The 20,420-nt window shown below is 52.1% G+C and carries 12 protein-coding genes and 1 pseudogene; 1 reads left to right on the plus strand and 12 read right to left on the minus strand.

What is annotated here, in order from left to right; all coding sequences use genetic code 11:
• From DQX05_RS28045 to DQX05_RS28085, 10 genes are all read right to left on the minus strand, one after another.
• The coding region (locus DQX05_RS28045) for a non-ribosomal peptide synthetase (protein ID WP_119796571.1) at nt 1-8,471 on the minus strand (8,471 nt) is incomplete at its 3' end.
• A gap of 689 nt (nt 8,472-9,160) precedes the next feature.
• Entirely contained in the window at nt 9,161-10,444 is a 1,284-nt protein-coding gene (ectB, locus tag DQX05_RS28050) for a diaminobutyrate--2-oxoglutarate transaminase (protein ID WP_111155905.1), read from the minus strand.
• A gap of 846 nt (nt 10,445-11,290) precedes the next feature.
• Nucleotides 11,291-11,560: a group II intron maturase-specific domain-containing protein gene (locus DQX05_RS32950; RefSeq protein WP_310735703.1), complete on the minus strand. Its 270-nt coding sequence runs from the start codon at nt 11,558-11,560 to the stop codon at nt 11,291-11,293.
• Between the two features lie 45 nt (nt 11,561-11,605).
• Complete coding sequence (locus DQX05_RS32655; protein ID WP_259392276.1) at nt 11,606-11,992, minus strand: reverse transcriptase family protein; 387 nt, start codon at nt 11,990-11,992, stop codon at nt 11,606-11,608.
• A gap of 254 nt (nt 11,993-12,246) precedes the next feature.
• Complete coding sequence (locus DQX05_RS32660; protein WP_259392277.1) at nt 12,247-12,825, minus strand: group II intron maturase-specific domain-containing protein; 579 nt, start codon at nt 12,823-12,825, stop codon at nt 12,247-12,249.
• A gap of 352 nt (nt 12,826-13,177) precedes the next feature.
• On the minus strand, nt 13,178-13,444 hold the full coding sequence (locus tag DQX05_RS32665; protein WP_259392278.1) for a DUF6985 domain-containing protein: 267 nt from the start codon (nt 13,442-13,444) through the stop codon (nt 13,178-13,180).
• Nucleotides 13,410-13,658, minus strand: a complete 249-nt coding sequence (locus tag DQX05_RS32670) for a DUF6985 domain-containing protein (RefSeq protein ID WP_259392279.1) — start codon at nt 13,656-13,658, stop codon at nt 13,410-13,412. Before DQX05_RS32670 ends, DQX05_RS32665 begins: the two co-directional genes overlap by 35 nt.
• Nucleotides 13,646-13,942 (minus strand): HNH endonuclease, encoded by a 297-nt coding sequence (locus tag DQX05_RS32675; protein WP_259392280.1) that lies wholly within the window; start codon nt 13,940-13,942, stop codon nt 13,646-13,648. Before DQX05_RS32675 ends, DQX05_RS32670 begins: the two co-directional genes overlap by 13 nt.
• A gap of 374 nt (nt 13,943-14,316) precedes the next feature.
• A complete protein-coding gene (locus DQX05_RS28080; RefSeq protein ID WP_119796573.1) occupies nt 14,317-14,787 on the minus strand; it encodes an SMI1/KNR4 family protein in 471 nt (156 codons plus the stop codon).
• A 144-nt stretch (nt 14,788-14,931) separates the two neighbouring features.
• Complete coding sequence (locus DQX05_RS28085) at nt 14,932-15,267, minus strand: helix-turn-helix domain-containing protein (protein ID WP_182914942.1); 336 nt, start codon at nt 15,265-15,267, stop codon at nt 14,932-14,934.
• Nucleotides 15,268-15,463: 196 nt separating this feature from the next.
• On the opposite strand from DQX05_RS28085, the pseudogene DQX05_RS28090 reads away from it, so the two are divergent.
• Nucleotides 15,464-16,083, plus strand: a pseudogene (locus DQX05_RS28090) (helix-turn-helix domain-containing protein).
• 259 nt (nt 16,084-16,342) lie between these two features.
• Here DQX05_RS28090 and glmS read toward each other — a convergent pair.
• Nucleotides 16,343-18,178 (minus strand): glutamine--fructose-6-phosphate transaminase (isomerizing), encoded by a 1,836-nt coding sequence (glmS, locus tag DQX05_RS28095; RefSeq protein WP_119796575.1) that lies wholly within the window; start codon nt 18,176-18,178, stop codon nt 16,343-16,345.
• A 792-nt stretch (nt 18,179-18,970) separates the two neighbouring features.
• Complete coding sequence (gene glmM / locus DQX05_RS28100; RefSeq protein WP_119796576.1) at nt 18,971-20,323, minus strand: phosphoglucosamine mutase; 1,353 nt, start codon at nt 20,321-20,323, stop codon at nt 18,971-18,973.
• Nucleotides 20,324-20,420: the final 97 nt, after the last annotated feature.

Genomic DNA, 20,420 nt, shown 5'->3' on the forward strand with positions numbered 1-20,420 from the left:
TCTGCCGTCAGCAAGTTCAGCTCGGCGATCTTCGCATCCGGACGGCTTACGATCGCCGCAAGCAAATGTCCGAAATGAGTCGACAGCCGCCGGATCGTGCTTTCTTTATAAAGAGCCGTTGAGAATTCAAAGCTGCACTCCAGGCCGCCGTTTTCTTCCGTAACATCCACACTCAGGTCGAACTTGGCCGTGCCGTATTCGCTAGGGTACGAGGACAAATTCAGCCCTTCCAGCTCAAACTCTTTATCCTCCAAGTTTTGCAGGGAGAACATCGTGTCAAACAGCGGGTTGCGGCTCAAATCCCGGCTGACCTGCACTTTATCGACGAGCTCTTCGAACGGATAATTCTGATGCTCGTAAGCGCCTAAGGTCGTTTCTTTCACTTCTTCCAGATACGACAGGAAGGTCTTCTCCGAAGCCGGATAATTGCGGAGCGCCAGCGTATTGACGAACATTCCGATCAAAGGCTGCATGTCTCCGTGCGTTCTGCCCGCAATCGACGTTCCGACGATCAAATCGTCCTGACCTGTGTATTTATGCAAAAGCACGGTATATGCCGCAAGCAGCACCATATACAGCGTCGTTCCTCTTTGAGCGGCCAGCTGCTTCAAGCCTTCGTTCGTTGCCTCGTCCACGAAGGACGTCAGCGTTTGTCCCTCAAAGCTCTGCACGGCAAGACGCGGATAGTCCGTCGGCATTTCCAGAACCGGCAGCTCGCCCCGGTAACGGTCCAGCCAGTAAGCTTCCTCGCGTTTCAACTGCACTTTTTGCTCGTCCGACTGCTGCCATACCGCATAGTCCTTGTATTGAATGCGCAAAGGCTCTAACGACTCGCCGCCGTACAGACGAACGAGTTCCTCGACTAACACGTCCATTGAAACCCCGTCGGAGACGATATGGTGCATGTCGAACATCAGCAAATAACGTTCGGCTGCCAGCTCTACGAGCTCCGCCCGCAGCAGCGGAGGCTTCGTCAAGTCGAAAGGCCGGATGAATGCCTGCACGACTTCAGGTGCTTCTTCCTCGCTCGCATGACGGTACTCGACGGCAAAGTCGACGCTCTCGTAAATGCGCTGTACTGCTTCGCCTTGTACGATCTCAAAGCCGGTTCGCAGCGTTTCGTGCCGTGCGATCAGTCCGCGGAAAGCCTTCTCCAGCAGGCTCCGGTCAATCGATCCTTCCAGCAGCAGCACGCCCGGCATGTTGTAGCTCTGATCGGCCCCTTCCAGCTGATTCAGGATAAACAGCCGCTTCTGAGCTGAGGAAAGCGGATAATATGCTCTTGCGCCTGCCAGCGGAATCGACGAGAACGACTGCTCTCCGATCCGGGAGATGGCGAGAGCCATCTCTTCGATCGTCGAGTAGCGGAATACGTCGCGCAGCGGAAGTTCGACGTTCATTTCCTTCTGAATCTTGCTGACAAGGTTCGTCGCCCGCAAGGAGTGGCCTCCGAGCTCGAAGAAATTGTCCAGGACTCCAATGCCGGAGTAGCCCAGCACTTCCTCCCAGATCTTCACAAGCTGGGACTCCGTCCGGTTACGCGGCGCTACGTATTCGACGCCCGTTTGTATGCCGCCTTGCGGCTCCGGCAGCGCTTTGCGGTCCACTTTGCCGTTGGTCGTCAGCGGCATGCGCTCCAGCTGCACGAAGTACGACGGGATCATGTACCCCGGAATTCCCTGGGCCAGCGAGGTTCTCATTTCGCTGACCGTCAGCGTTCGGTCCGCCACAAAGTAGGCGACAAGCGCCTTCTCGCCCCCGCCGTCCTGACGGGCGAGCACCACCGCTTCTTCCACGCCCTCGACGTTCAGAAGCTGCGTCTCGATCTCGTCCAGCTCGATCCGGTACCCGCGGATTTTGACCTGGTGGTCGATCCGGCCCAGGTATTCGATGTTGCCGTCCGGCAGCCAAGCCGCCAAGTCGCCCGAGCGGTACAGCTTCTCCCCCTCCGCAAACGGGGAATCGACGAACTTCTCCGCCGTCAGATCCGGACGGTTCAGGTATCCTCTCGCAAGGCCTTCCCCGGCCACGTACATTTCGCCCGCTACGCCGATCGGCACTGGGCGGCGGTTTTCATCCAGGACGTACACCCTCAGCGTCGGGATCGGCTTGCCGATATTGCTCTTCGCCGCCTCCATTTCGACCCACGTAATTTCCTTATACGTCACGTGAACCGTCGTCTCGGTAATGCCGTACATATTGATCAGCTTCGTCTCCGGGTACTTCGTCTTGAAGCCCTTGAGCAGCAGCGGACTCAGCGCTTCGCCCCCGAAGATGACGTTGCGAATCCGCAGATCGTACGGATGGTCCGCCAAGACCTCACGCAGCAGCTGGTAGAAGTACGTTGGCGTCTGATTCAAAATCGTGACCTGTTCGCGGCCCAGCAGCGCCAAGAAATCGGCCGGATTTTTCGCCGTGAGCGGCGGTACGATGACCAGCTTGCCTCCGTACAGCAGTGCTCCGTACATTTCCCAGACGGAGAAATCGAAGCAGAACGAGTGGAACAGCGTCCACGTGTCGGACGGCCCGAAGTCGAACAGGTTCTTGTCGTTGAACAGAAGGCGCACGACGTTCTTATGCTCGATCAGCGTTCCTTTCGGTCTGCCGGTCGTTCCCGACGTGTAGATGACATAAGCCAGGTTGCTCGGCCCGGAAATCGGCTCCAGGTTCGAAGCGTCCAGCGCACCTTCGGAGTCCGCCCCTCTGTTGCCCCAAACAAAATCATCCAATTCGAGGCGCGTTCCTGCGAAGTCGGTCTTCTCGTGCAGATGCTTTTGAATCAGCAATAACGACGCGCCCGAATCCTCAATCATGAAGCGGATGCGCTCCTCCGGGTAGTCGGGATCGACAGGCACGTAGGCTCCGCCCGCTTTAAGAATCGCCAGAATGCCGACGACCATATCAAGGGAGCGTTCGGCCAGAATCGCTACCAGTTGGTCCGCTTCTACTCCCGTCTCCCGCAGCTTCCACGCAAGGCGGTTGGATCGCTCGTTCAGCTCACGGTAGGTCAGCTGCCGCTCGTTCATGACGGCGGCCACGTTGTCCGGGTAAAGCTCCGCCTGCTCTTCGAACAATTGAATGAGCGTCTTCCGGCGCGGAAATTCCGTAGTGGTGTCGTTAAAACGTCCGAGAAGGTCGGCCTTTTCCGCCTCCGTCACAAGTTCCAGCTCACCCACGGTAATTTCCGGGTTATCCGTCACCTGCTCCAGCAGATGGACGAGATGCCCCTTGAGCCGTTCGATGCTGTCTTTATCGAACACTTCGGCGTTAAAGTCGAACCGAATTTCGATCTCAGCTCCCGGCACCACGGTCACGTTGAAGTTATAGTTCGTCTGCTCCTCCATCTGAACGTCAGTGATCGTCAGGTCGCCGTGCTGCTGGTCGCCCGCCTGCTCCATCTGCTCGTCCACCGGATAGTTCTCGAAAGCGATGATATGGTTGATCAGGTTTTGCTTTTGCACGCTGCGGGCTTGAATTTCATACAGCGGATAGTAATCATAACGCCCGGACTCCAGCGCCCGCTCTTGGAGCTTCGCCATCAGGTCGGCGAACACGGTGTCCCCTTCGCTCGTGACGCGGACCGGCACCGTATTGATGAACAGCCCGATCATGGACTCAATGCCCGGGATTTCCGCCGGTCTTCCGGCCACGACGCTGCCGAATACGGCATCGTTTGTTCCGTTATATTTTTGCAGCATCACGCCCCAAGCGGCTTGCAGCAGCGTATTGACCGTAACCAGACGCTCTTTCGCCACCCGGTCCATCCGCTCGCTCAAGTCCTTGCCCAGCTCGGCGGTGACGTGATCAGCCGTAAATCTGCCGTTCGGCTGCGCTTCCTTTTGCCCCGGGAGTACGGTTTGCCCTTCGTAACCTGCCAGGAACGCCGTCCAATAGCCGGATGCCGCCTGATCGTCCTGTTTCTCCAACCATTCGATATAAGCGCCATAATCCGATCCCTTATCTCCCGCTGGCTGCTTGCCGGATGCCAAGGCCGAGTACGTCTCAAACAGCTCCTGCGTCAGTTGCGGCAGGCACCAGCCGTCCATCAAAATATGCTGGAAACTCCACAGCACATGATAGCTCTGCTCTTCGGTGCGCAGGATCGTAATCCGAACGAGCGCGTCATGTTCCATGTCGAAGCCGCGAAGCTTGTCATCCTTGGCCTTTTTATCCAAATACGCTTGTTTCTCGTCCGACTGCAAGTGAAGCAGCTCTTCATATTCAAAACCGACCGGCTTGTCGCGGTATATGATTTGCAACGGCTCGCCCGCTGGTCCTTTCACAAAATTCGCCCGCAGCACCAGATGACGTTTCGCAAGCTCCATCCAGCTCCTCTCGAAAAGCTGGACGTCAAGCGCTCCCCGCATCGTAAACCGCGTTTGCTCGAAGTAAGCGGCCGTTTGCCGGTCAAGCGCGCTGTGGAACCACATGCCCTTCTGCATCGGCGTAAGCGAGTAAATATTTTCGATTTCCCCGACATGGCCCGAGCGCTGGCCGATTTGCTCCAATTCCGCGATGGTCAAGCCTTTAAATTGCACATCGCTCGGCGTCAATTCGGTGTGTTCTTTGCCTGCGCAGTGGGTAATGAGCTCTCGGAGACTTTGCTCAAGCCGCTGAGCGAAGGCTTCCATCGTTTCCTTGCGATACTGCTTCCGGCTGTAGCTGAGATCGAGCGATAGAGCGCCGTCCAGCACCATGCCGTTGATATCCAGCACAAAGCTGCGGGCCTGCCGGTCGCTGGCCGGGTTTCCGCTGGAATAAGAAGATATGCCGATCTCGTCCTGATTGACATCATCGTCGAACTGGCCGAGGTAGTTAAAATTAATTTCCGGCTCTGCGCCCCAAACAAAGCCATCCTCCGATTTGGAGAGATAGCGGCATACACCGTACCCAAGCCCCTTGTTCGGAATGCGGCGCAAGCTTTCCTTGACCTGTTTAATCTGATAGGCCAAATCCCGGTTGGTTTCCGGCTCCAGGACGACCGGAAACTTGGTCGTAAACCAGCCGACTGTGCGCGTGATGTCGATATCCGTTCCGATCGATTCGCGTCCGTGTCCTTCGAGATTGATCCGCACCCGTTCGTGTCCCGTCCACTTGCGAACGGCTATGCCGAGCGCCGTTACCAAAATATCGTTCATTTCGGTGTTGTAGGCCCGGTGAACCCGCTTCAGCAGCAGCTCCGTTTCTTCGGGAGTCAAACGGACGAACAGCGATTCGCTGTCCTGCTGCGTCGTAACGTCCGCCTCCAGATCCTTCGGCAAGGCCGGAACCGCAATTTGTTCCACGGCCTGCCAATAAGCCCGTTCCTTTGCCATCTCCGGGCTTTGCGCGTAAGCGGCCAGCTGCTCGGACCAAGTGCGGTACGCATCCGTTTTCGCCGGGAAACGAATTTCCTCGCTTTTGCCGGCCTGCTCGTAACCCAGAGCGAAATCCTCCATCAAAATGCGCCAAGACACGCCGTCCACCACGGCATGATGAACCGCGAGCAGTAAATGATCGCCGTCCGCGCACCGGAACAGTCCCGCCTTCACGAGGGGCCCTTTCTCCAGATCGATGCCCGCTTGAATATCCGTTGCCTTCGCTTCCACAGCCTGTGCGGTATTCTCCGCACCCTTGAAGTCGAACACGTCCAGCGTGAACAGCCCGCCTTCCTGAATCGCGCGGTTCCGCTGGCTAAACCCTTGTTCCGTTTTGCGGAACACCATCCGCAAGGCGTCATGATGCTCGGCCAGCTTTTGCAGCACCTGACGCACCGTCTCTTCGTCGAAGCGTTCCTTCCGGTACAGCATCACCGACTGGTTGAAATGATGCGGGTCCGCAAAGGAGCTCTCGAAAAACCAATGCTGAATCGGTGTCAGCGCCGTTTCACCCGTTACTTCGCCTTGATCGATGGTATGTCCGATCGGTTTCACATGCAGGCTGAGCTGTGAAATAGTCGGATATTTGAACAAATCCCGGATTTCCAGCTTGTACCCAGCTTGATGAAGCCGCGAAGATACTTGAATGGACTTGATCGAGTCTCCGCCCAGCTCGAAGAAATGATCCGTTACCCCAACGCGATCGGTGTTCAATACCGCCTGCCACACATCGGCAAGCGTCCGCTCGGCTTCATTGCGGGGAGCTACGTACGCGCCGCCGGTCAGCGCGTTTCCTTCTGGGGCGGGCAAAGCCTTGCGGTCGATTTTGTCGTTCGGCGTGAGCGGCATCCGCGGAAGCTGAACAAAATGCGCCGGAATCATGTAATTCGGCAATTTTTGCGCCAGCGCGCTTCTCAGCTCGCCGAGCGTAAGCGGGCGGCCCGCGACCAGGTAAGCGCACAATTCTTGCCCGCTTTTGCCTTCCCGCGCGATTACCATCGTCTCCTGCACGGAGTCGATCTTCAGAAGCTGCTCTTCAATCTCGCCGATCTCGATCCGAAATCCACGGATTTTCACCTGATGGTCGATCCGGCCCAAGTACTCAATATTTCCGTCCGGCAGCCAGCGGGCGAGATCTCCCGTCCGGTAAAGGCGTTCTCCCGGCGCAAACGGATGTTCCACGAACTTCTCTGCCGTCAGCTCTGGATGGTTCAGGTAACCTCTCGCAAGCCCCACGCCTGCCACGCACAGCTCGCCGTCCACTCCCGGAGGCACAAGCTGCAGGTGGGCATCCAAAATAAAAATCCGGTGATTGGCCAGCGGGCGCCCGATCGGAATGACTCTGCGCTCCGGCTGCTCCTCATCCGCATCCCAAAGCGTCGTAACAATCGAAGCTTCGGTAGGGCCGTAAGCATTGAAATAGTGGACCTTCGGTTTCCACTGCTGCACGAATTCGGCCGATACCGCCGAGCCTCCCGTTACGAGCTTCGTTAAGCTGGGAAGGCGGTCCGGGTTCAAATAAGCGCTGTACGTCGGAGGCAAAATCGCCGCCGTAATCGCATGCTCGTTCATATAACTCTCGAACAGGCGGTTGTCGAGAATCGTCTCGGCCGTCGGGATGTACAAAGCCGCGCCAAAATAGAGCGCTTTGAACACTTCCCAGCAGGACGCGTCGAACGACAGGCTGGCGAATTGAACGATCCGGTCATGCTCCGTGATGCCCAGCCTGTCCGCGAACATCAGCTTCAAGCTGACCAAACCGCGATGCTCCAGCATGACCCCTTTGGGTTTGCCCGTCGTACCTGACGTATAGATGACATAAGCCAGATCATTCGGACCGCTGGCCGGCTCCAGGTTCGTTCCATCGTCGCTGTAGGCCTGCTCGTCATCCAGCGCCAACACGGTCCCTTCGAACGGCACCTGCTGCTGCAGCTCCCTTTGAGTCAGCAGCAGCTGCGCGTTCGAGTTCTCCAGAATGTAGCGGATGCGTTCTTCCGGGTATTCCGGGTCGATCGGCACGTAGGCACCGCCAGCTTTCAGAACCGCCAGAATGCCAACGACCGTCTCCAGCGATCTCCTGGCCATCAAGCCTACCAGCTGATTGGGCAGCACGCCGACCGATCGCAGCGTCCGCGCCAGCCTGTTCGCCCGTTCGTTCAGCTCCGCGTACGAAAGCCGCCGCCCCTCAAAGACAACCGCCGTTGCTTCGGGCACCCGCTTCACCTGCTCCTCCACGAGCTGATGAATCGTCCGATCACGGGGATAGTCCTTCTCGGTATCGTTAAAGCTTTGCAGCAATTGAAATTTCTCGTCCTCCGACAACATGTCCACCCGCACGATGTCCAGCTCCAACTCGTGAAGCCCCACGGCCAGCAGGCGATTCAGATGGCCGACGACCCGAGTCATGAACTTGGAGTCATATAAGTGCTCGTTATATGACAGCGCTAGCTGTATCGTCCCGCCGGTTAAGCTGAATTCAAAGGAACAATCCGTGACCACGTTTTGCCCAATTTCGTCCAGATGCAGCTCCTTAAGGGATACTAGCGTATGGATGACGGGTATCCCGTCTGCATATTGCAGGTTCAGCTTCTCCGTCATTTTCAAGAACGGAATATGTTGATGCTGAATTGTTTCCGGCAAGGAAGTCCTCAGCTCGCTCAGAAGCGTTTTAAAAGTCGCACCCGCCGAAAGCAAGTTTTTCAAAATGACCGTATGATTAACGGATCGGCGCGTCTCCGTCGGTTTCCGTACAACCGGCATGCCGACCAGAATGTCAGAAGCGCCTGTATATTTATGCAAGAGTGACTGAACACCGGCGAGCAAAATCATAAAAGCGGCCAGCGGAGCGCCCTTGCTCATTTGAAGGACGCGCTGCGCCGCTTTCTCCGAAAGCGAACCGCCGACGGTTGTCATAATGGGCGCCTGGGAGCTTGGAGCTTTGCTGTAAGGCAGCCGCGTCAAGGTATAATCGTCGCTACCGAATTTTTCGTTCCAAAACAACGTTTCTTTTTCAAAAGCCACCTGGATCGTCCCCCTCTCTACATCGGTAAAAGCAATCCGGCGGAGCATATGCCGCAGCAACGCTACAGCCTTGCTCCCCGCCTTTTCAAACATGTGACAACAATATCAATGGCTTTCGCCAGGTCACCGCTTCGCTTGCCCAGTTGATCGCATGCGGCAATCCTCTGCCTAGCAGCTGTCCCACTCGGCTCCCATGCGTGAAAGACAACAAAGAGCATCGTTCTACGCAAGGGATGCGGCTACTTCCGGCTCCTCTGCTTCATATGCTTGCTGCGGACGAGCCGCCCGAAGACGAGCTTTGGTTTAATATTGGGTTCGGAATTGGATTTGTGGATGGACAAGGGATGTTCCTCCCGTCGATGTAAGGCTTGCTGTAGGGTTCCGGCCAGCCAGCAGGAAGTCGGCCGTACCTCCGGATTCGGCACCGGAACTGCCTTTGTCGAAGCCTATGTTTAAGGGGTATTGATACACTCTATGTACGATTTATGTATTCCCCCGCAGCCCTGGTGTGGATAAGTAAAGATCCGGCTGCGGGGTAGTTAGCTTTTCCTGACGATTAGATGTGACGATGGCGCTGCATGAGGCTCAAAGAATGCTCCGTATGGCATGAACGGGACAGCCCTTGGATTAGCGGTGAATTCTATGCTGACTGACGGTACCGCAGGCAGCATGGGGAGAAAATCTTCCAATGGGGTAAAAACGTTATCTTAACATCAGGGCCACACGGCCCCCGGAAGGCACTTCCGTGCCTCTTGCCGGGGCGGTCATCAGCTTGGCCGAACTTAGGTCGTTACCAGCAAATCCTGGGTCTCCTGAGAGATCACCTGCTGTATACTGGACTTGATAATGTCGCAGCCGGCGGCAAGATGCTCCATCGAGACGGTCAGCGGAGGCATGATCTTCAGCACGTGGTCTCCTCTGCCGGCTCTTTCAATGATGAGCCCGTTCTCGAAGCTGATCTCCGTCATCCGCTTCGCCCCGGCTTCATCCGTGAAGCCCGAGACGTCAATGCCCCAGATCAGGCCGAGTCCGCGGATCGCGATCGACGGATGCAGAGGCTTGATTTCTTTGTCAAGGAACGAGCGTACAAACTCTTCCTTCTGCTTCACCTCGGCTTCCAGGGCGGCTCTGTCCCGGAACTCGAGAGCGGCCTTGGCGGCCACAAAAGCGAGCTGGTTGCCGCGGAAGGTGCCGTTGTGCTCGCCCGGCGTCCAGAGATCCAGTTCAGGCTTCAGCAGCAGGAGGGACATTGGCAGGCCGTACCCGCTGATCGACTTCGACAGGGTAATGAGATCCGGCTCGATCCCCGCACGTTCGAAGGAGAAGAATTCGCCTGTCCGGCCGCAGCCGACTTGAATCTCGTCGGTAATGAGCAGGATATCGTGCCTGCGGCAAAGCTGCTGTAGCCCTCGCAGCCACTGCGCGTCGACGACGTGAATTCCGCCTTCGGCTTGTACCGTTTCAAGCAGGATGGCGGCCGGCTTGTCGATTCCGGAGTGCGAATCAGTCAGGATATTCTCGATATAGCCGAGCGTATCCATTTCTGCGAAAGCCCCACTCGGGTGCGGCATGAACGTAACTCCGCCCAGAGGAAGCCCCGCCCCTTCCCTCATGGACTTGGAGCTTGTCGCCGACAGGCTGCCGAGCGACATGCCGTGGAAGCCGCCCATGAATGCGAATATCCCGGTTCTCTTCTTCGCCTTGCGTGCGAGCTTCAGGGCCGCTTCCACCGCGTTCGTCCCCGTCGGACCGCAGAATTGAAGCTTGTAATTCAGCTTCTTCGGCTCCAGGATCCGCTCCGAGAAGCTCTGGATGAATTCGCGCTTGGCCATTGTATACATATCCAGACCGTGCATAATCCGGTCGGAGGTCAAGTAATCGAGAACCCGGTCCTTGATATAATCGTTGTTATGACCGTAATTCAGTGCCCCAGCACCTGCAAAAAAATCAATATATGCTCTTCCGTCCTCAGAATATAACAGGTCCCCCTTGGCCCGGTCGAATACCACCGGAAAGCTTCTGCAGTAAGATCTTACGTTGGATTCCAGCTTTTCAAAAATGCTCACGCGCTTCATCCTCCATCGGAATTGGGATAAGGTTGGCTTCATCCTTTCTGAACCTTCTGACGTCATGGAGCAACATATTCTCGGCTGTCATTTTCCACAATTGTCGGTCCCCGCATGCCGGCTTTCTGGGTAGCCAGTGGACTGGTCTCTCGCGCACAGCTTGAATAGGTATAAAGAACCTACAATTCTATGTTCTAGCATAATAGGAAAGGTGAGCCAAGTATAATTATACCAAAATTTCGAAGAATGTACAGTAAAGCTTTAGTTAAATTCGGTCTTTCCAACATAAGGTGTAAATATTTTGCCTAAAAAGAGCGAATAAAGAAGAAACGCTGGGAATGGTTTGCCATCAATCGAGGAATTCGACGCGTGTCGACATTCAGGGAGGGCGGCCAATTTGGGGGATATTACCTGTATACATTCTCTGCCGGTGCTCCGAATCCTTGCGTTTTTCGATAACTTAACATGATTACCTGACGAATTTCTGGAAGCCTGGCTGGAAACGTGACTGGAGGTCAGCTGGATATTCGGCTAGAAAATCCGTTGGATACTCGGTTGGAACACCTGATGACTGCCCGGCTGGAAGCTGGCCGCAGCGTCCGCCCGGATGGCAGCCGGCATAGTTTTGTATCCCGCCGTCTTCACTGCGCCTCTGCTAGAGTAAAGGGCAGATAAATTCTACCTCTCCTCATCAAACCTTACGTGAGGTTTTCCCTCATACGCTTTCCTATGTTCGTCATTCATGTGCATGCAGATTACAATAGCGTTCTGAGTCCGAATTGAACGATTTCACTTCGCGTAATGAGCTCCTCCATCGAGCGCGTTGACGCTTCTTGTCATACCATTTTATTTTGTGAGTCGCTGAAGGATGTACCAGTCACGTTTAGCCATCTTCCTTTGGCTGTAGGTCGTAACGTAGTAGTTACGCCAACCCTGTATTTTCGGGTTTAAGTATTCCAAAGGTTCTTGGAATGATTTGTGACGCATATTCGCAGGGGCTAGTCGTTCCTTCACGACTTCCCTAATTCGCTCCTCTGCCTTACAGCACAGCCATTGTTGGGTCGTATAATATACTTGGCTTTCGGAAGTTTCGGCCTTCGTCTTTCGGTGATGCATGCCTAGGAAGTCGAAGCCTTCTTCTCCTGTCCATAGTCCGACGATTCACGTTTTGGTCAGGTGTAACGTTAACTCCAGACGTTCCATTATCGTTCGAATGATCTCGTATGCCCGATCCGCATCCTTCTTGGGGATATATTGGCGCTTTACGGGTTGCGGATGGTAGTCGCCTTCTTTAAGAAGTCGATGACATTCGTGCACGAAGAACATTTCTCCTTGCTTCTCAATATCAGTTAGCGTCTCCCCATCAATTTCAGCAGAGCCCATATCGGCTCGTACTCTCCGCCATGCTTCCCACAGGATGTCTAACCGGTAGACCTTGTCATACAGAGCGTGAAATCTTCGCTTCTTGCTTTCCTTGGCCGCATGACCTAGTTTCTCTTGGAGTTGTTGAACGTTTTCCTTTGGTGTCGTTAGCCGTTTGGCATTCACTGACTCGTACCACCTTAAGAAACATGAACAAAGCAGGGCTCCTTTCCTCCCGCAGGTTGTGTTGTCCTGCGTTCCTCGGTGTAGAGTCGAAGGAGGTCGGCTTGTGCCTTCCTCCGTCCGCTCTTTCAAACGGATCATGCAGTTTTCCCGCAATCCGCTTTCCTTCATGTCACCCTCTGGGTGCAGTCCGTAGGTTCAAGTCTGGTAATAACGACAGGAGGTTTACCAATTTGTACTTGGAGTAGAAGACGGATTCATGCAACTTTTTCCACCCCATGTTGGAAGTAGTTGCCCCATCCCCGTATAACAGGGTTGATGGAGTCAATGAGTTCAAAGACGGTGAGTGGAATTCGTCTGTGCGTTCGGGCTCGAATGGTGTCCTTAAACGACTGGATCGATTTGTCCTTGTGAAAAGCATAGATGTTCATCTTCGGTTGCTTTTTCACCTTTTCCCTCGGTAACGACAGTCCTGTGAACATAGGAGAATTTTCGTTTTTGAAAAGGACAGGAGTCCGTCGGTTCGTCCCTGCATGCTGTACATAGCCAACCTTGAACGGCATTCGCTCCGCCAACGATTTCGGCATCCTCCCGAGCAGCTTGGCAATCTCGGACTCCAGACTGTCGACCTTCTCCACAAGGCTCTTCGCATGGATTTTCGCCTTGCCATCCTTCGGCAGTACGCTCTTTCTCTCTAGGTCAGAGTCCAATAGATGAATAAGCTTTCCCTTGCGTCCATTTCCGTCTGGAATCTTTCTGGCACTAGCTGCTGCCTCTGCTGCATCGCTTAGCGCTTCCACACCTTTGGGGCGGTATTCCTGGCGCTTCATCGACATAGGTTTGAAGATTTGAGAAAGAATTTGCCTGTACTGCTTGATTGGCTGCTATCCTGCGAGTTCCGACAACCTGCTCCCCATCCCTCGCCAACTCCTGCTCGAATGCGCTCATCATCTGCGGAAATTGCTGCCGCTTCTCCGCGTTCAGCTCGATCTTCTCGTATTCTTGGCATGAAAAAAGCTTATTCCTCCTTATTGATCAAGTTGGAATAAGCTGAATAAGCCTTCGAAAGTTTATCGAATGTTGTCAAATTTAGCAATTAATTTATTTGTTGTATTGTACGAAACTTGTTGCTGGGGCTATAAATGAGTTTGCACAAAAGTATACCCCAGCTTGACAACCAACATCAATTTAGAGAACTATATCCTGGAAACCAACCTCAACTACTTCTTCATCCTCAATCTTTACTGCAAGTCCATGTTCTATGTCCCATGTGCAATCAAAAAGTAATCCAAGTCTTCTAATACCATTATTCCTTACTCTTCTAACAATTAATTGAGTAGGTTCAACCAAATTACCCAATTCCTCTTTATTTTCAATAATTGAAGCAATCTTGTTTGCCTTATCTGCCCCCACCATATCTCTATATTCCATGTATACTTCTTGATAATAATCCAAGATAGCTTCTTCCGTATTGTTTTATAATATTTTCCATATTATCAATAAAATTAATATAGGCTTCTTTTTGTGGCTCTTGAAACTCGCCTTCTTCGTTTCCATCAATACTTAAAATAATGACTCTGTCTTTTCTAAATATTTTTATTTTCTGCTGCCCACTCCAATATAAATCATAAGAAATTTCACCAAATAGTTCATGATTCAACTTATCCATAAAGCATTATTCTCCAGCTTAACTTTGATTTTATGTTCCCCAACCCCACCCAAATGGGTATACGTACCATTTATTTTGCTTGGTACTAACTGCATTGTCTCAAGGTCGTTAAGTTCATGCCAAGTATATTTATTATCTTCTCGCCAATCTGCAATATCTTCTTTAGTCCACTGTTTCTCAGGAGTCGACCATTCTTTAGCCAGTTTTTCATCCACCAGAGCAAAGTTGTTTCTTCTGTCATCAGTCATATTAGAGAATTTAACCTTCGCTGTTTTCTTGCCCACCTTTACGGTGTCTGCATAACTCGTGGTCAACAACGTGTCTGGCCTGAATATTTCCCCATCTTTTCCTCATTTGATTCTGGGCATGAAAAAAGCTTATTCCTCCTTATCGTCCAAATTGGAATAAGCCTTTGAAAGTTTTATTAAGTGTCGTCAAAATTTAGTGATTGATTTGTTGGTTGTACTGTACTAATTTGTTACTGGGCTATAGTCTACACAAAAAATATGGACAGACCTCAATTTTACACGAATCGACAATGAGCTTTTTTTTACTGACTGGAAACTGTCACGGCTCATATTACAATTCGTCACTTGGTATACTGATTACATTATCATTCATTTTCCTCCAACCTTTGCGATTGGGAGATCATGAATGTTTATTTGACGGTTGAAATAAACTCACTAAAAGTATCTGCTACAAAATATGTTACTGGTTCTAGTTCAGCCGATTTTTCGTTATCCCAGACGAGCACACTAGGATTTTTCTTATCTTTTGTAAAGTCCAGGCATACAAAATCACCTGCAAATAATACTACAATCGGTAAAATATCGACACCAATTAAGTCTTCATTATCAGTTAATCTATCCTCTATTTGAGTTAGTGTAACATCAATATCATACATACCTAACTCATTTTCTCTAGGTGCATCCAATAAACATAGAAAACGGTCGATTGCATACTCACGACCATTACATTCAAATGCCCCTTCATTCGTTCTTGCTCCATTATTTTCTTTCAAAAAATTCACATAGTCAATTGGGAGTTCAACTCTCCAAAATTTCTCCTTTCTTTCAAATAACTCATCTGTTGGTAATGGGTAAATTACACTGGCTGTATCAATTATCATGACTATTTCCTCCTTTATTTTACCTAGGTGCATCTGCCCACATCCCAGTCGTCCTGCCACCGTTATGGAGCGTTATAGTTAGTATGTAATTCTCTAATAAGAGTTTTTTCTTAATCTAGGCAAAAGTCATGTATTTCCATTGAACTACTGTATTGATCTTAAATTTATTTTCACTCGTGTAAATTCAATTATTTCGTTCTTTTCATAATCATCAATATTTCTAAAAACTTCAATCAGCCTTTTCTCGAATTCATCTTCATATGTCGTCCCATCTTCTGTAGCGATTCCAGTTAATAACCAATTTAAATTCACATTATAATGTGTTCGAATAGATATTAATGTTTCCGCTGACGGATTACTATATCCCAATTCAATTTCACTAAGGTTCCCTTGAGAAATCCCTATACTTTTTGCAAATTGAATTTGGTTTAAATTATTCTCTTTGCGGATACATTTGATTCTATAGCCAATGTCGCTCACAAATTCACCACCTATCATGAATTGTCATGTACATAAAAAAAGGGAGCCACGATCATTCCGCGGGCTCCCTTCTAGATGTTCAATCATCATACATATCGGTTCACAACATTTTTTACTGGTTCACAACATCTTTTGCTGGTTCAAGACATCTTTTACTGGTTCACGACTTTTTTATCATCTGACACTTTCTCAAGAAATGCTGGCAGAAAAACTAAACACGACGAGACAAGCAATTAGTAAATGGGAGAATGGTCAAGGGTTTCCTGAAACTGAGAGATTTCTCATGATAGGGAATATCTTCGAAGTATCTGTTGATTACAGTTGAGCAACATTATGAGAATGAACATGTCTATTATGTAAGCAAAGAAAATGACAGAAGGGTATTTTCATGAACGGAGCACCTCGAAGTATGTGTCTGCAGGTATCAGTTTGCTTATTTTAGCTACAATACCTTATATAGTATTTAAAGATGATCCATCTACATATACATTTCTTATAATAATTTTGGCGGTACTAGGAATCGGTATGCTAGTAACAGCCACGGTTATTGGTGAGAATAGCAAGAAGAGATATGCACCTATTATGATCGCTGCCTTTATTGCAGGTATTTCTAGTGCACTGCCCTTTTTGGAAAGAAAGGATATCGCTTTAGGGTTGTTAGTACCGTATAATCCGATTTGCGTAGCGTTGATTGCAGTTGGGGTTTACATTTCCATTCGTACCGTACCTGTACTAGAAGTTTATAAGCTATTGGTGAAAAATGAGGAGCATACTAACCGCGTAGGATTTAGACTTATAAAGAAAGCAAGAACATAGGTAGATGAGCTTTAATAATATTACTAAAAAAATCGGAATCAAGTTTATATAATAGAACAATCAGAAACTAAAAGAAAAAATTGTGCCGACCAGTAATTTTATTAGGTCGGCACAACATTATATAGTTCCACATTTTTTTAATTACCAGACACTTATATATGGTAACTAACTATAATGTCTGGTTACCAACTATAATGTCTAGTTACTGACTATAATGTCACTAGACAATAATGAAAAGTCTAAAACTTTATTTTTCTTTTTACTCCACCGTCACGCTCTTCGCCAGATTGCGCGGCTTGTCGACGTCATTGCCGCGGGCCAGGCTCGCGTAATACGCGATAAGCTGCAGCGGCACGACGGCGAGAGCCGGCGCCAGCAGCGGCAGCGTAGCCGGGACGACGAAGATGCCGTCGACCGCCTTCTGCAGCGCCGGGGCGTTCGCTTCGTCGGTGACCGCGAAGACGACTCCGCCGCGAGCCTTCACTTCCTTGATGTTGCTCACCGTCTTCTCCAAGAGCGCAGACTGGGTCGCAAGCGCGATGACAGGCACGCCTTCTTCGATCAGAGCTAGTGTACCATGCTTCAATTCCCCGGCCGCATAGGCTTCAGAATGAATGTACGAGATCTCCTTCAGCTTGAGCGAGCCTTCGAGCGCTACGGCGTAATCAAGGCCGCGTCCGATGAAGAACAGATGCTCGTGACCCGCCATCTCCTCGGCTACCCGCTTCAGTTCGCCAGCCTGCTCCAGGATGCGCTCGACCTGCTCAGGCAAGGCCTGCATTGCAGCAAGCTGCTTCCGGATCCAGGCTTGGTCCTTCGTGCCCAGCGTCTGGGCAGCGTACAAGCTGAACAGCATGAAGGCAATCAGCTGCGAAGTGTACGCCTTCGTCGAAGCGACCGCGATCTCCGGACCGGCCCACGTAATGATCGTGTCATCCGCTTCGCGGGCGACCGAGCTGCCGACCGCGTTCGTAATGGCCATCACAGCGGCGCCGCAACGCTTCGCTTCCCGCAGAGCAGCAAGAGTATCGGCCGTCTCTCCCGACTGGCTTACCACGATGACCAGCGTCTCCGGGGTAATAATCGGCGAGCGGTACCGATACTCCGACGCGACATCCGTCTCGACCGGGATGCTTGTGCACTGCTCAATGAGGGTCCGTCCAACCAGACCTGCATGATAAGCAGTGCCGCAAGCGACAATGTGGATATTGCGAATGCTCCGCAGCTTCTCCGCGCTGAGCACATTGAGCTCAGGCAGCGTGATGCCGCTGCGGTCCTCTGTAATTCTTCCGCGCATCGTATCCCGATACGCCTTGGGCTGCTCATGAATTTCTTTGAGCATGAAATGGTCATATCCGCCTTTTTCTGCAGTGACCGCGTCCCAATCGACAACAATCATTTCCCGAGAAATAAAATTCCCTTCCAGTGTCATCAATTCGACAGCGTCCCGGGTAAGGACCGCCATCTCTCCGTCATTCAAAATATAGACTCGACGCGTATACTGTAAAATTGCCGGTATATCCGACCCGATAAAATTCTCGCCATCGCCGATGCCGATGACAAGCGGGCTGGCAAAACGTACCGCCACCAGCTTATCCGGCTCGTATTCCGTCAGCACGGCCAACGCGAAGGCGCCACGCATATGGGAAGTCGCTCGCTGGACCGCCTTGACGATGTCCCCATCGTACTCCCGGGCGATCAGGTGGGAGATCACCTCCGTATCGGTATCCGACACGAAATGAACCCCTTCCGCGATCAGCTCTTCCTTCAGTTCCATATAGTTCTCCACGATCCCGTTATGGACGACGGAGAACTTCCGCGAAGCATCTGTATGCGGATGAGAATTCTCATCCGAAGGCTTCCCATGCGTCGCCCAACGCGTATGTCCGATGCCGACACTCCCCTCCAACGGCTGCGCTTCCAGCCGGGAAGCGAGCACCGCCAGACGGCCTTGGGCCTTGCTGACCTGCAGCCCATCCGGGGTAAATACCGCAATGCCCGCCGAATCATAGCCACGGTACTCCAGCTTGCTCAGTCCATCCAACAATACAGCTTGAGAATTTCTTGCACCGATATATCCGACAATACCACACATCCTAATCCAACCTCCGTTATGCCGGCGTACGTGAAGGACGCCGCACACGGAAGCCATGCTGCCTGCAACAACGCATCAATGCATGCATTAGGGCCGGTCCCCTCCTTGTCCAGGAACGAACCTCCTGACGAGGGATAACCGCATTCCGTGATATTCAGTTGTGCAAGGAATGAGCGTTGCACAGCAGCATGTCCGGAAAGATCTTCCGGATCCGATGTGCGCGTCCATTCATGAGCCAGCCCATTTAGTATATATTTTCGTTCCTGTATATTCGATAATATAATTATCATATCAACGTAAGCAGGCGTTGTCTGGCAAGTCGCCTTGCCGCTTTCCGCCATGCTATTACGGTGCCGTTGGCGCACCGGGAGGTCCCCGCCGAACAATTTCGAACACCTCCACCTCGTCCACTTGTCCAGCATGCCGAACGCTGGTGCCAAGTGCTGGCGCTTATGATGCAGTTCTCTGTGAAATGGCTGCTACCCTCGCTTTCCTCATTGAATCGTATGACGTGCATGCTTCCCGTTCGGCAAGCTCTTCGAATCACGCTAGCCCGATTCAGCAGCCTTACCGCCCTCGACAGAATACCGTGTATTCTACACATGCTTATCGACTCCGTGCGTCAGCCGGCTACTGCTGTGATGTCGTGAAGCCCGGCAAGCTGTCCTTCCATCCTGCCACAACGGAATCTGCTCTTATTATATTCATGTTGCCCCCCGTTGGCAACCGGCGTCCCGGCAAGTTAGGACAAAAGCCGTCCATCCGCTCGACACGAATGGACGGCTTGCTCCTCTAGTTCGATACGCTCAATTCCTGCAAGATCACGTCTGCAATCTGCTTGACATATCCTTCGACAACATTGACTTCCGGACCTTCGGCCATAACGCGAATGAGCGATTCCGTACCCGACGGACGCACGAGCACGCGGCCGTTATCCCCCAATTCCCGCTCCACCGAAGCAATGGCCTCTTCGATGACCGGATTGTCCTTGTACTTGCTCTTATCCTCAACCCGCACGTTCACGAGCACCTGCGGGAACTTGCGCATCAATTGCCGGGCTTCGCTCAGCTTCTTGCTGCTGCCCTTCAGCGTGTCAACCAATTGAATGCCGGTCAGCATCCCGTCGCCTGTCGTATTATAATCCAGGAAGATAACGTGGCCGGATTGCTCCCCGCCCAGGTTATAGTCCCCGCGGCGCATCTCTTCCATCACATAGCGATCCCCGACCGCCGTTTTAGCCGTACTCAGCCCCAGGCTGTCGGCTGCCTTGAAGAAGCCGATATTGCTCATGACAGTCGTCACGATCGTATTCTGCTTCAAGCGTCCTTCCTTCTTCATCGCCTCGCCGCAGATGAGCAGCACGAAGTCGCCGTCCACTTCTTCTCCCGCTCCATCAATGGCAATCAGCCGATCGGCATCTCCGTCGAAGGCCAATCCGAGATCCGCTCCTCGCTTCACGACTTCCTGCTTCAATTGCTCCGGATGAGTCGAGCCGCATTCGGCATTGATATTCAAGCCATTCGGCTCGGCGCCAATCGCGATGACCTCGGCGCCCAGATCGCGGAACAAGCGGGGAGCTAATTCATACGCCGCTCCATTCGCACAGTCCAGCACGATTTTCAGGCCGTCGAACCGATGCTTCACCGTTGATTTCAAATATTCGACATAACGCCATTTCGCTTCCGTGTCGGTCGTGACCGTCCCAAGATCGACGCCAATCGGACGAGGCAATTCGTCGACCTCCGCATCCATCAGACGCTCGATCTCCAATTCAGTCTCGTCCAGCAGCTTGAAGCCGTCACGGCCGAAGAACTTGATTCCATTATCCTCCACTGGATTATGGGAGGCGGAGATCATGACGCCGGCATCCGCCCCCAGCTCGCGGGTCAGATAAGCGACCGCTGGCGTCGTCACGACGCCGAGCTGGACCACGTCCGCCCCAATGGACAGCAGGCCGGCGGTCAGCGAGGCCTCCAGCATGCGTCCCGATACCCGGGTGTCCATGCCGATAACCACCTTAGGCTTAGTGGCCGCCTTTCCTGTTAATACATAACCGCCGCAGCGGCCGATTTTATAAGCAAGCTCCGCAGTAAGCTCCGTATTGGCAATACCGCGGACGCCGTCTGTACCGAAATATTTCCCCATAAAAACCTGCTCTCCTTCATTGTGCCGCCTTCATCCGCCCGCAACTGGGCGGATGAAGGCGGCTCCTCGATTACTTGTTATATATCGTTCACATGCT

Source organism: Paenibacillus thiaminolyticus, from assembly GCF_003591545.1.
Lineage (GTDB): Bacteria > Bacillota > Bacilli > Paenibacillales > Paenibacillaceae > Paenibacillus_B > Paenibacillus_B thiaminolyticus_A.

Coding starts and splice junctions, on each gene's coding strand:
- glmM (WP_119796576.1), bottom strand. CDS start 20,323: ATGGGGAAATATTTCGGTACAGACGGCGTCCGCGGTATTGCCAATACG.
- DQX05_RS28080 (WP_119796573.1), bottom strand. CDS start 14,787: ATGATAATTGATACAGCCAGTGTAATTTACCCATTACCAACAGATGAG.
- glmS (WP_119796575.1), bottom strand. CDS start 18,178: ATGTGTGGTATTGTCGGATATATCGGTGCAAGAAATTCTCAAGCTGTA.
- DQX05_RS32660 (WP_259392277.1), bottom strand. CDS start 12,825: ATGTCGATGAAGCGCCAGGAATACCGCCCCAAAGGTGTGGAAGCGCTA.
- DQX05_RS32950 (WP_310735703.1), bottom strand. CDS start 11,560: ATGCATCACCGAAAGACGAAGGCCGAAACTTCCGAAAGCCAAGTATAT.
- DQX05_RS32670 (WP_259392279.1), bottom strand. CDS start 13,658: ATGGATAAGTTGAATCATGAACTATTTGGTGAAATTTCTTATGATTTA.